At 36.3% G+C, this 12914-nt stretch carries 13 protein-coding genes and 1 pseudogene; 6 read left to right on the forward strand and 8 right to left on the reverse strand.

The annotated features are described in order from the left end of the window. Nucleotides 1–113: 113 nt before the first annotated feature. From DWX61_RS16910 to DWX61_RS16920, 3 genes are all read right to left on the reverse strand, one after another. The gene (locus tag DWX61_RS16910; RefSeq protein ID WP_118626491.1) at nt 114–1559 is read right to left on the reverse strand and encodes a hypothetical protein; all 1446 of its coding nucleotides are present in this window, start codon (nt 1557–1559) and stop codon (nt 114–116) included. Then, nucleotides 1556–2044 carry a sigma-70 family RNA polymerase sigma factor gene (locus DWX61_RS16915; protein WP_118626493.1) on the reverse strand — a complete coding sequence of 163 codons (489 nt, stop codon included), beginning with the start codon at nt 2042–2044 and terminating at the stop codon, nt 1556–1558. The genes DWX61_RS16910 and DWX61_RS16915 overlap by 4 nt, the downstream gene beginning before the upstream one ends. A gap of 337 nt (nt 2045–2381) precedes the next feature. After that, nucleotides 2382–3488 carry an RNA-guided endonuclease TnpB family protein gene (locus tag DWX61_RS16920; protein ID WP_118626495.1) on the reverse strand — a complete coding sequence of 369 codons (1107 nt, stop codon included), beginning with the start codon at nt 3486–3488 and terminating at the stop codon, nt 2382–2384. A gap of 388 nt (nt 3489–3876) precedes the next feature. Between DWX61_RS16920 and DWX61_RS19415 the strand changes: the two genes are divergently transcribed. Then, nucleotides 3877–4026: an RNA polymerase sigma factor gene (locus DWX61_RS19415; RefSeq protein WP_302473033.1), complete on the forward strand. Its 150-nt coding sequence runs from the start codon at nt 3877–3879 to the stop codon at nt 4024–4026. Continuing rightward, a complete protein-coding gene (locus DWX61_RS19030) occupies nt 4023–4307 on the forward strand; it encodes a hypothetical protein (protein WP_173738954.1) in 285 nt (94 codons plus the stop codon). The genes DWX61_RS19415 and DWX61_RS19030 overlap by 4 nt, the downstream gene beginning before the upstream one ends. Before the next feature lie 17 nt (nt 4308–4324). Here the strand turns inward: DWX61_RS19030 and DWX61_RS16935 are convergent, their stop codons facing one another. Genes DWX61_RS16935 through DWX61_RS16950 form a run of 4 tightly spaced genes read right to left on the reverse strand, consistent with a single transcriptional unit; the run spans nt 4325 to nt 7755 of the window. Continuing rightward, nucleotides 4325–4990: an ATP-binding cassette domain-containing protein gene (locus DWX61_RS16935; protein ID WP_117996835.1), complete on the reverse strand. Its 666-nt coding sequence runs from the start codon at nt 4988–4990 to the stop codon at nt 4325–4327. Beyond that, nucleotides 4972–5853 carry a hypothetical protein gene (locus tag DWX61_RS16940; RefSeq protein WP_118626497.1) on the reverse strand — a complete coding sequence of 294 codons (882 nt, stop codon included), beginning with the start codon at nt 5851–5853 and terminating at the stop codon, nt 4972–4974. The genes DWX61_RS16935 and DWX61_RS16940 overlap by 19 nt, the downstream gene beginning before the upstream one ends. Continuing rightward, nucleotides 5837–6631 carry a hypothetical protein gene (locus tag DWX61_RS16945; protein WP_118626499.1) on the reverse strand — a complete coding sequence of 265 codons (795 nt, stop codon included), beginning with the start codon at nt 6629–6631 and terminating at the stop codon, nt 5837–5839. The genes DWX61_RS16940 and DWX61_RS16945 overlap by 17 nt, the downstream gene beginning before the upstream one ends. After that, nucleotides 6628–7755 (reverse strand): hypothetical protein, encoded by a 1128-nt coding sequence (locus DWX61_RS16950; RefSeq protein ID WP_182434039.1) that lies wholly within the window; start codon nt 7753–7755, stop codon nt 6628–6630. The genes DWX61_RS16945 and DWX61_RS16950 overlap by 4 nt, the downstream gene beginning before the upstream one ends. Before the next feature lie 469 nt (nt 7756–8224). Here DWX61_RS16950 and DWX61_RS16955 point away from each other — a divergent pair, with 469 nt between their 5' ends. The 4 genes and pseudogenes from DWX61_RS16955 to DWX61_RS19710 all read left to right on the forward strand — a co-directional run. Then, on the forward strand, nt 8225–8557 hold the full coding sequence (locus DWX61_RS16955) for a helix-turn-helix domain-containing protein (RefSeq protein WP_118626501.1): 333 nt from the start codon (nt 8225–8227) through the stop codon (nt 8555–8557). 95 nt (nt 8558–8652) lie between these two features. Continuing rightward, entirely contained in the window at nt 8653–9360 is a 708-nt protein-coding gene (locus DWX61_RS16960; protein WP_118626503.1) for a LytR/AlgR family response regulator transcription factor, read from the forward strand. Nucleotides 9361–9366: 6 nt separating this feature from the next. Then, the gene (locus DWX61_RS16965; protein ID WP_118626505.1) at nt 9367–10665 is read left to right on the forward strand and encodes a sensor histidine kinase; all 1299 of its coding nucleotides are present in this window, start codon (nt 9367–9369) and stop codon (nt 10663–10665) included. Nucleotides 10666–10943: 278 nt separating this feature from the next. Next, nucleotides 10944–11051, forward strand: a pseudogene (locus tag DWX61_RS19710) (ATP-binding protein); the annotation flags it as partial. A gap of 114 nt (nt 11052–11165) precedes the next feature. On the opposite strand, the gene DWX61_RS16975 reads toward DWX61_RS19710, so the two are convergent. Continuing rightward, the gene (locus DWX61_RS16975) at nt 11166–12914 is read right to left on the reverse strand and encodes a M56 family metallopeptidase (RefSeq protein WP_117753969.1); all 1749 of its coding nucleotides are present in this window, start codon (nt 12912–12914) and stop codon (nt 11166–11168) included.

A 12914-nucleotide genomic window follows, 5' to 3' on the forward strand; every position in this document is an offset into this window, starting at 1 on the left:
CACTACCGGGCGGATTCGGGACTTTAACCCGTTAGAAACGTGCGCCGCCGGGCGCACTATCCTAAAAGAAGCTGCCCACTACGGACAGCCTCTTCTCTATAATAAGATTTTCATTACTGATATATGTCCACCAATCCTGTTTTTAACATTGAATCTGAAAACTCATATGCAGCTCCATCACCGTTAAGATTCAGATACATATTATTCAAGTCATTCTCATTTACGATCCATGCCATATTCACCTGTATACTCTCACCAGGTTTTAATGAAGAAATATAGTTTCCTCCATTTCCATAATCCTCTGATATACTGTTGTATGTCATTTCAGCTGTACGTGCAACACCATCCCATATAACACGATTGTAGTCATCTCCGGACTGTTCTGTCGGATCGTAAATTTGATATGCTCCATCTTCATGGTCCATCAACAGCAATGTACCAATATAAAGCATATGGTTAATTTCTTCATCTGACTTATTGGTATAAGTAACTGTCGCATAGACGAGCTTTTGTTTCACACTTTCTGTTTTTACAATCTCATCCACTGAATCAATGCCATTACCGGACTTAATATAAGACAGCGTATTATTTACTAAATTTCCATCAGTTCCAACTGCATCAGTCCATTCTTCCGGCACATTATTCTGACCAAGCAGCTGCAGGTTGTCCTCCACCTGAACAGCATCAACACAAACTGAAATTTTATCATTTTCAATATAGTTGCCATCTCTGTCTTCACCAGATGCTGATATATCAAACACTTCACCAATCTGATGCATTAGCAATTTATTATCTGCAATGGAAGTCATCACTGCTTCTCCCGATGATTCTTCAGGGGATACCATTTCGCTCCACGTATACAAACCAGCGGTTTCAATCATTGTATCATTTTCAGTGATCACAAGGTTTTCTACCACTTTAATGGCATCCTCTTTTGAAACATCATCACCGATATAAACAGTAATTACACGATATACATCTGGACGAAGAAGGTAAATCCTTTGATTAAAAGATCCATCCTCTGCCAGGTCATTATATTTAAGATATACACCTTCATAATTGCCAAAAGTTCGTTCCTCACAGTCAACAACATTCTTATCTTGCATTACTTTGCTCAAATCATCCTCGTCTAAAAGCACAGATGCAAAGCTGAATCCTCCGGTTCGATCATGCTCAGGATATTCCAGATGGAATTCATCAATCCATTCCATACCTTCTGGAATATATCCTGCGGAGATATCTATATCATGAATTTTTTCAGGAAGATTAATTTTCCCTGTGCTGCCATCCGCCTTAATTCCCGTTACAATACTGTAGGCTCCTTGTTTTTCTAAAAACATATGATATAATTTGGTACCTGCATAGACTATGGTCGATGTAACCAATACACATACGGCTATTGCTGCAGCCACTCTGGCACCTGTCCATTTTTTCACTCTCCTTGTCTGAATATTAACCACCTTCGTGTCCTGAAGCTGTTTTTTCACTTCGCTTTGGATCATCGTGTGGATGAACTCCGGAGTTTCAGGAATATTTTTTTTCATATCCTCTAACCTCATACTGTCAACTCCTCACTTTCCTGTAAATTACGCTTAAGCTTTCCCCGTGCTCTGGCAAGTCTTTTTTGAACTGCTCCCTCGGTTATCTCAAGAATCTGCGCAATCTCTTTTATGTTGAAATCCTCAATATAGTACAGAATAACTGGCATTCGTAATTCTTCTTTCAAAGAATTTACGGCTCTGTACAAGTCACTGTAGTCAGTTTTCTGATCTGTCTCAATTTCTGTCATTTCACTCATCCCTTCCAAAGAAACAAGTTTACTCGACTTTCTCAAAAGAGTATAACACTCATTGATCAATATACGAATCAACCAAGTCTTGGCATATTTGTCATTCCTCAAAGTTCCAATCTTTGAAAATGCCTTAACAATCGTTTCCTGAATAGCATCCGCACAATCTTGATCGTTAATTAAAATTGTTTTGGCAGTAGAATACAATTGTCTCTCTGAATTGAGAATCAACGCCCCTAATTCTTCTTTGGTCACTTTAACACCACCTTCTTTAGCCGGCCGGCAATTTTCATTTACATAGATTAGACGTACAGCTTTTCATAATATCCCCAAATAAACTTTATTTTTTTATAATAGAGGAAATAAATCTTTCCCCTCTGTTGACATTATACACCTGTCTTACTTCTTACCCATATACAATTGTGAAGGCTTTTTCCAACGTCGGTACAGTGACATGCTCCCACCACTTAAATCTCTGATTTTGAAGTGGAGGCTTCTTGCTCAATGGCTCTACTGAACCAAGTATCTACAAGCTATCCTCGCGTGCCCCGCGATTTTTATAAGTCCGGTTACGGACTTTTTTATTGTGCTGTCATGCACATTCTCCAAAGATTCTTTTTCCCTCATTCATGATGTTAACTGCTGCATTTACATCACGGTCCATTCTGTTTCCGCATTCACAGTAATAAATCCTTTCAGATAAAGACAATTCTGCTTTTTTCTTTCCACATGCACTGCAAATCTTACTGGATGCAAAATAACGGTCTACTTTGATCAGATATTTTCCTCTTTCCTCCAGTTTATATTCCAGCATAGACAGAAAACGGCCATATCCATTATCATATATGCCTTTTCCAAGATGAAGTCCTCCTGCCATCCCCTTCAGATCCAGATCCTCCACGCATACTGCATCGTAGCTCTCAGCAAGACTGGTACTGAGTTTATGCTGAAAGTCTTTTCTCTGATTTCGGGCCTTTTCATGGCACAGTGCAACTCGTTTCTTCTGTTTTTTATAATTCTGACTGCCTTTCTGACATCTGGACAGTTTCCGCTGTTCCTGTGCAAGCTTTTTCTCTGTGTTCCGATAGAACATTGGGTATTTGGCGCTTTCCCCGGTAGAAAACACACACATCCCATGCATGGCAAAATCAATCCCGATAAATTTTTCTGCCGGTCTTTTTTCTGCTGTTTGGTTTTCACAGCAAAATAAAAGACTGGCAAAATAATTTCCGGATGTCTCCCTGCTGACTGTCACAGATTTCAATTTCCATTTTTCTGATATCGGACGGTGAAGCTTCATTCTGACAGCCGACATCTTAGGCAGTTTCAAATATTTTCCTTTCAGAAAGATATTTCCATTCACTACGTTTGTTGTATAAGATTTTCTTGATGACTTCTTTGATTTGAAACGCGGAAATCCTGCAGATGGTTCACGAAAAAACTTATGGAATGCACTTTCCAGATGCATCTGGACATTTGCTAACGCCAATGAATCCACCTCTTTCAGCCAGGGATATTCTTTCTTGTAACTGGCTGGTGTGTTCCTTAACATCTTCTTTTCTTTTTTATAATGTTCTATTTTATCCGCAAGCATACAGTTATAGATAAACCGGCTGCAGCCGATTGTTTTTTCTATTTGCACACGTTGTTCTGCATTGGGATAGATTCGTATTTTTACTGCCCGATTTATTTTCCTCACCTTATTCCTACGTATAAGTAAATGAATTCAATTATCGTTTTTTTGAACAATATGTTCTTCTTCTATTATAATACAAACCAATCACCAGAACAAGTGTTTTCTTTTTTGCAAAATCTTTTTGAGTAGTTATGGGTATTTATGAGCATTTATGCTCAGATCTACAATTCATCTCACTACCTGAAGAGGTAGGAGAATTCTTGTTACATTTTGTTAAAAAACGATAACTATGCCCGGACCTGGTTAATCCGTATCTTAATCAACGAATGTTACAGCCTTGTGCGTAAATCCAGTAAATTTATCCCATTGGAAAATCTGGTTGACAGACAGGAATCGAAAAAAACAAAGAATCACAGTGAATTGTATACAGCCATAAATTCCAAAAGAGGAACTGCGTTTATCTGTTATTCTATACTATATAGAAGATTTCAGTGTAAGAGAAATCGCCCAGATCCTTGAAATATCGGAAGATACCGTTCAAAATAGACTTGCAAGGGCAAGAGGAAAATTAAGGCAGGAATTACAGGAGGTGTCAATATGAGATTAGAAGATATGAAAAACGATATTCCCGAAACACCGGATTTTATCCATAATATGATTCAAAATGAGGTGGCAAAGCAGCTGGCAGATAATAAAGTGGCGAATCTGCGAAGAAGAAAACGATGGACAGCTCCGAAAGTTGCCGCAGTGGCAGCTGCGTGTGCGCTTGCAGTTTCCACGATACTTTCAAATACGATACGGTTAAATTCATCCAAGATACCTTCATTTTTCAATACTATGAGTCAACAGAAATATCTATTACTTTTTGATAGCCAAGCCTGACCACATAGATTATTATATTACTCATTTACTGTATTCTCTTTTAATTTGTTAAGTATACCTTCTTCCATTTCATAAACTTCATCACATAATATTTCAATGTCTTCACGATTATGACTCGTCAACAGAATTAATTTTCCTTCTGATTTCATTTTCAAGAATAATCGTCTCATTTCTTCAACTCCATTTTTATCTAATGCATTCATTGGCTCATCCAGAACCAGAATATCAGGTTTTTCCATAATTGCCTGTGCTATACCTAATCGTTGTCTCATTCCCATCGAATATTTACCCACATGTTTTTTGTCTGCGGAATCCAAACCAACCAATGACATAGACTCTTTAATTTCGTTACTGTCTATTTTTTCTCGTATTGAAGCCAAATATTTAAGATTTTTATATCCAGAATAATTCAACAAAAATCCAGGTGTCTCAATAATAAAGCCTAAGTTTTCTGGGAAATCAATATCTTTTCCTACAATTTTATGATTCACAGAAATTACGCCTGTTGTTGGTTTTAAAAATCCACAAATACATTTTAGTAAAACTGTTTTTCCAGAACCATTTCTTCCAATAATTCCATAGATATGCCCATTTGAAAATTTCACATTAATATTGTTTAGTACTAACTGATTCTTAAACTGTTTATTAAGATTTTCTATTGATATCATTGCTTCTTTCTCCATTTTACCTCCAACTTTTGCAACCTAATTTCGGTATTTTCTTTATAATTTACTAAAACACATAAAATGCTCAAAACCAAGATTCCTATAATAAAAAATAAGATACCATATTTCAATGTAATATGATACTTTAAATTAATACCCGAATATGTATTTATTTGCGCTAGTGTAATCGGAGAAAAACGATTTGCCCAAGCCATCCAGTCATTTGAAATACAAATATCAAATAATACACACAAAGCACCCGTACAAGTCCCTATTGCCTTACTTGTCAATTTATTCAATAAATAGATCAACAATCCCAACCAGCTTGCACAGCACCACTCTAATATAACGCTTATCATCAAAGCAAATAATGCACTATAATGACTAACCATATATTCTGAAACATTAAACAAAAGCCCTACCTGTATACCTGCATCTGTTTTTGCCAGTGTTCCCCATATTTTCCCCCACTCACATCCTATGTCCATATTCCCAACCAGTGGGAGCACAGAAACCAACAACAAAAATAAAATATAAATTAACGAAATACTAATACTATAAAATATTTGTCCTAATGCCCACGACAATTTTCCTGAACGTGATAGCATATAAAAATATCCATCATCTTCATAAGGCGCATTAGAAAAAATGAAAATTACCCCTGCCACTATTACAAGTTGACAAATATAATCATTAGTTAAATGAGGAAATGCATATGGAGTTATTCTTACCCCAACAAGATTACTAAAATTCAAAACAGCCTCTAAATTTTGTAATATAAATCCTGCTACAATAAGTAAAACTGTTAGTACCCGTATTGATGATATGGTTTTTTTTAAATTATAGATTGAAATGCGAAGTGCTTTAATAAAATACACCATCTTCCAACCTCCTTAAAACTGTTCTTCGGAATAGAATTCCAAATAAAATCACTATTAATAATACAACTATTGAACATATTAAAACAGTATGTACGCTTGATTGAATAATTACATTCCCTGTCAACAGTTTATCCAAACGATACCTATCAACAACATTACCCATACGATATGCCTGAACAATAAAAAAACTAACAAAGTAAGGTGATACAAGCACTACAAAAGGATCCGATATATAAGCCGAGACACATAATGCAATGCTGGACCATAATATACCTCTCAAGAATCCCGACCATACCTCTAACATTCCATATTCGAACGGATGATATAATGCAATCCATGCGTGGAATCTATCCGAAACAACTGCATCTTGAAAGGTAGAATCTGCCATAGGCAAAACAAAAGAAAGTGCTAGCAATAGAACTCCAGTACCAATCGCCACTGTAACACCACCACATAATGCATTAATTACATATTTCACTGTACAATATCTTTTTTTTCCTTCTCTTGAAACAATAAATGAAAGAGAATGATTTTTATATTCCTTACAAAAACTTGTGGCAAAAGGAATAGCGGCAAATATTGGCAAAAAGTAAGTGCGACAAACTCCTCCCCATGATGAATTCCAAAAAAAATAGTGTATGCTTCCCGTATGCGATGTTAAAGCTCTCATCAGATCATTCCAGGAATCAAAACATATAGAAAAACAAACGCCTAAAATACTTATGATCCATCCTATATTTATTGCACGTTTCATTTCAACAGCAAATACTTTTTTCATGATATTTCTTCTCCCGTAATTGCATTAAACCGAAGTGCATAATCAACATTGATATCACCATTTATATCAAACTTACAACACCACACTGGAATCAATTCCACTTTATCAAAAGAATCCTCTTTTCTTTTAGGAAAATATTCCAACCACATATTGGATAGGTTATACGTATCAGATAAAATAACATCTCCAAATTTTTTTACTAATGCTTTTTTTATTCCATCAAATCGTATTATTTCTTGATTTTCAGCTTCTATATTCAATTGATTTACCATTCCAGTTAATCTTATCTCACAGATTCCCAAATTTGAAAATAAAAATGTAGCACCCATAGGATCCGTAAGTAACGGTTGCTCCACTCCTCCTGACATTTGAACTGTAGGATCGCCTTCTCCAAAAACTGGTACCCCATCCAAACTAAATGAATATTTTATATAATACATTTCGTCATCTGCATCAAATATCTGCTCTTGAAATTTGCCAGACTCATAAAAGCTTTTATAGTCTTCATCACTTTTCATAGCATTCTGTATGCTAAGCATATCTTCTTTTGACAATGCGAAAGTTTCTCTTTCACCTAAACTTGTACCCAGTTCCAAACTCGACAAGAATGCTTCTATATTGCTTATAGCCTCTTCCTCTTTCATAAATGATAAATTCTTTTTTTCAAGAAGAGCATTTTCTTCCGCATAGGATGCAAGACTTGATAAATATTTTATTTCATCATTTTTATCATATTTCATAACACCTGCTCCTAATGCTACTGTTTCATCCTGAAAAGTTATTTCTGAGGCACCTCCATCATATTCATTAATCTGAATTTCTTCTTCACTACTTTCCGGCCATAAAAACTCAACAATTTTTTCATTATCAAAATTTTTATATTCTGTATTATATGTTGCAAAACTTTTTCCGGGGATCTCTATTTTTGTATTTACAGTCAAATTTTCTGTAATTGTTTCTTGAATGTCACCTTGCTCCGTTATACTGTTTTCTTCTATATTTGTTTCGTCATCCATGGTCATTTCTGATTTTTCTTCTATACTATTTACATTTTTAGAGCATCCCACCATACTTACCGTACCTAGACAAATTATAGAAGCAATTAAATATCTATATTCTTTCATAATCTCATACTCTTTCTTCTATCTCAAATAAATTAAAATATCTTATTGTAAGCGCTTAAATGGCACAAATTGCCAGTGTACACGCCATTACTATATATAATACTGATCTCCTTTCCCATGTTTACGTTCGTAAAATTTACTTCTCAGTTATGAAATCAATGACAATTCTCATTATCTTCATTTTTTTCAAGTTTTCAACCCTTTCTGCACCAAACAACATTTATCGTGCTTTTTTGGTTAATTTACATATTTTCTTAACGATGCAAGGTACTTGTAATCCTGCTGTCAGTAATATTCCAACCGAAAAACAGTTTATATAGACAGAATGTGATACAGAATTTTTTATGTGTAAAGGAATTTTACTAAATGTGTTGCAGAATAGTTCTTTATTACTTTCTTTTTTTATTAGGTTCTATCGATAAAATTTTAATGAAAGAAGGTGGAATAAATAGAATTTCAATATGAAGATATGGGAAACCGAATCAAAATCCGCAGAAAAGAACTGCGAATAAAACAGGCAGAGCTTGCTGAAAGATTAAATATATCCAATAACCATATGTCATCAATCGAAAACGGAAGGCAAAAACCAAGTCTGGATATTTTCATCCGGATTTGTGATCTACTCAATGTTACACCAGACTACCTTCTGCTTGGCAGCATGCATGCTTATAATATTCCACAGGATATTATTGATAAACTACGGTTGTGTAATCAATCCGACATAGAACTTGCCGGAGACTTTATCGAACTGCTTGTAAAACGAAATAACAAAACAAAAACACATAACGAACCAAAATTGTAATTAAAATGTCTTTTCATACGCATTTTTTGCATTTGGAAATTCTATATGATAAGATATATGTAAATATACATTCATTTAGAAAGTCAGGTGCAAAAATGCGTATTTTAATTTGTGATGACGATACTCTGATAATTGAACACGTACAGAAATATATTGAATCCTACTTTGAGTCAAATCATTTAAAATGTCCCGAGTTAGTTTCCTTTACCAGTGGCGAATCTTTATTGGCTGATAAAAACGAAAAAGATATTGTTTTTCTGGATATTGAAATGCCCGGTATGAATGGAATTTATGTAGGAAATGAATTAAAAAAAGCAAACAAAAATGTCATTATTTTTGTGGTGACCTCATATTCCGAATATTTGGATGAAGCAATGCGTTTTCATGTATTCCGCTATCTTTCCAAACCTTTGGACAAGCAGCGTTTTTTCCGAAATATGAAAGATGCCTTAGCATATTACAATTCCATTACTACCAAAATTCCTGTTGAAACTAAGCAGGGAGTATATTCATTTCCTGCTTCACAGATTATTGCAATAGAAGCACAGGGACGAAAAGTAATTGTACATACTACCCGGCAAGATTTTGATTCTATTCATAATATGGCTCATTGGCTGGAACAACTCCCCAAAAACAGTTTTTTCCAGACACATAGGAGTTTTATTGTTAATTTCGAACATATTGTGGACTTTGATCATTCCGCCATACATTTATCGAATCAACAGATCACAGCTTATCTGACACGTAGAAAATACAGTTCCTTTAAAAATGCTTATCTACTATATCTGGAAAGTATGAGGTAAAAATAAATGGAACATATCGTTTTACTTCTTTTTAGTTTTTTTACAGAAGCAGTTATACTATGGCAATACACATCCAACCTTTTTACCTCCTCTTATGGCAGTAAAATAAGGTTGGCATTATTGAGTGCGCTTTATACAATATTGTTTCTTCTTTCCCTGCTCAAACAAACAGGACTAAATGTCGTCAGCTTTTTTGTGTTTAACACTGTTTTTCTTTATGTGTTGTTTAAACTCAAGTTGTTATTAGCACTCTTCCATTCGGCTATAGTTACAGCAATTATGGGTATATCTGAAATTGCAGTTTTGGGGATTATATCAAGATTTTTTCCGCATTTTCTCTTAGAAACAGATGCCGGACTTGTTTTTTATACGGTTTTTAGCAAGATTTTCTTTTTTGCAGTCATCTATTTATTAATTCATCTGTTCAAAGGAAAAAAATTAAATCAAGAACAATACGGTCACTCCGAAATTCTTTTGATGTTAATTCCAGTTTCCTCCATTTTTATTATATTTACTCTTCTTTCTATTGGTGAAACATCCACATTTGCTCCACCTATTGATTTTCTAGTGACTATTTGTGCAGTTTTTCTGCTGATGGTTAACCTACTTGTATTTGGAATCAACCAATATAACCAAAAAAAATCACAGGAGTATGCCGATTTGCAGTTGTTGCTCCAGAAAGAATCCGATTCTGTTGAATACTATGAAATGATGCTTGCACAAAACGAAAACCAAAGCATTTTAATCCATGATATAAAGAAACATCTTCAATCGATCAAATTACTGAACGAAAAGCATGATTCTGATAAAATAAATGCCTATATACAACAACTTATGGAATCTTCTGACTTAAGAGGAACCACAAATATCTGCGACAATGAAATGCTGAATGCCATTCTTTGCCGCTATCAGCGCCAATGCAATGACAAACACATTCATTTCCATACCGACATCAGAAGCGGTACTGTACAATATATATATCAGCACGATTTGACATCTCTATTCTGTAACTTATTGGAGAATGCAATGGAATCTGCAGAAAATATCCCGGATTCTTTTATAGAGCTTACAGTACAAAAAAAAGAAAATTCACCCTTTGTCATAATCATACTCATCAATTCCTGTCAAAATACCCCTGTGTATAATCAGGAAGGAGTTCCTGTGTCCCATAAATCAGACAATGGCAGACATGGTTTCGGAATCAAAAGCATTAAAAAAGTTGTAAAACAGTACCACGGAAATTTGCAAATGTATTATGATAACGATTCAGGTACCTTCCATACAATCATAACCTTAAAACAGTAAATCCTAACAACAGACGCGGTAAAAAAGGATTACAGCTTTATACTTCTTGAAGCAGCCTATCTGGAACGGACTGGCCTCCGCTTTGAGCCATCCGATTATATCTTCTTCGGTCTGGCTAACAAAAATGGGTTCTTGACCAATGCGGAAAGCTCATGACCGATCAGCACACGGTTTATAACTCCCGTATGTTCTGTACCCAGTGGAATGGCTTGGAAAAAAGCTCTATCTTTGATGATGCGCTGGACGATAAGGAATACGATATTTACAGTATCCGTTCCATGCGACGAAACCCTGTGATTGCTGACCTGTTCCACCGCATAAAATACATGGAACGCCGTGGAAGTGGCCTACGCAAAGTCGTCAGTGAAACCGAAAAGCTGCCTGGATATACAGCGGCATATGAGCCTGAATTTTCCTCAACAGCAACAGATTTCAGGGTCATCTTGAATAAACAAAGGAGCAGGGCATTGGGTAGCATCCCCATTGTCCTGCTTCTTTGTTTATTCTGTATAGATGTTCCCATTCTCATCCGTCCAGGTGCCGTCACCATTGTCTGTGTATCCGACCCCATCTGCGTCACAATAATAATAATCTCCGTTTGTTGTTTCTATTACATTAACAGTACCGTTACTGCCCTGGAGTTCATGCTGTTCCAGTTGGTTTCCGAAATGATAACCTTCGTCATTCCAGGTACGATATGAATTTCCATTGGCATCTGCCCAGTTTCCATCTCCCTGATAACTGTATCGGCTCCCATAATAATCAGAATAGGTCCCATCTCCGTTATCGTAAAGAACTCTGGATTCTTCATCTCCTCCACCCGGTGCTACAATTGATGCTACACCGGAAGTAGTACTGAATCCACTGGTATATGGTACGCCTGCTGGCAGATTTTCATAAGATGAAACAGACCCGTTGTTGTCAGAGGTAATTCCATCATCGGTCGTTTCACTTACCTGTCCGCTGTTTTCCATGGCAGGTTCATCGTTTGTTTCCGCATCTGCTTTTTCCTCTTCGTCTACAGAATCCTCTGTATCTGTATTCTCTGTCACTCCTCCTTCGTCCTGTGTTTCAGCAGCTTTCTGCATAGTTACCATTTCAGAAAACGGTGCATAATCCGGTACATTATTTTTCTCTGGATCTGCATTTTTTTCAATACCAGACTTCTCCGTCTCTACTGAAACTGTATCTGTCCCGGCAGAGACATTAAATACCAGATTACCGCCTGCAAGCAGCAGCGTCACAAGAATTCCCGGAAGAATTCCTTTGCGGAGTTTCCGAATGTTCACCATATACAGAATCCGATCTTTAAACACCATTTCGCTGTCATTAAGACTTGCTGTCACATATGGAATCTGATTTTCCATGGCTACTGTCCTGAGAAGCAGCTGTCGATATAATTTATGTTCCTTTTTATTAACTCTGCGAACAACTGCTGTATCACACAGATTCTCAATATCCTTATCCGCTTCTTTCAGCATGATAAGAAGAAAGGGATTGAACCAGTATATCGATGCACAGATTCGAAGGAGCATCTTATACCAGAGATCCCGATGGCAATAATGTGTAAGTTCATGGTAAAAGATAAGTTTTCTTTCTTCTGCTGAATACCCGGTTGCTGGCAGATACAATTTTGTATGTAAAAGTCCTGCAAGAAGCGGTGTGGTAAGACCTGCGTTTTGCCTGAGTTCCGGTATTCTGCGTACGTGCTTCTTTTGACACGCTGCACGGTACATCTGAATACTCACCGTATCACTTACCTGTAGACTCATCCGTTCCAGATTCCTTATAGAAAAATAATATGCCAGCAATTCTCCTGTCAGTTTAAGTACCGCTACGCTCAGCCAGACAGCAGCAAAAATCACAGCCACAATTCCCAGCCATTTATCTGATTCGTACCTGACAGTTCTCTTTTGTTCCGGGATTTCTGTCAGATTTTTCATGTCTTTGCTCGCAGATGATACGTTTTCTGTTATCTTCTGACTTTCCTCTGGTCTGACTGCGTAATCCGTTATCTTCGGGCTTTGCGTATTCTGTTGACTGCTTCTAAGTACTTTGAAATCCACCAGTGCCAGATTCGCCGGAAGGCGCACCGGAACACAAAGGCTTATCGTAATCAACAGCCAGATAAGGTACTTCCATCTCGCTGATACACGTCCTTTAAACAGAGTCGCAAGCACTTTTACCAGTAAAATTACTACTGCTGCAATAACATTCAGTTTCAGAATGTGTAGAATGAAAACCTCCAT

Source organism: Ruminococcus sp. AF20-12LB (genome assembly GCF_003478985.1).
GTDB lineage: Bacteria > Bacillota > Clostridia > Lachnospirales > Lachnospiraceae > Blautia_A.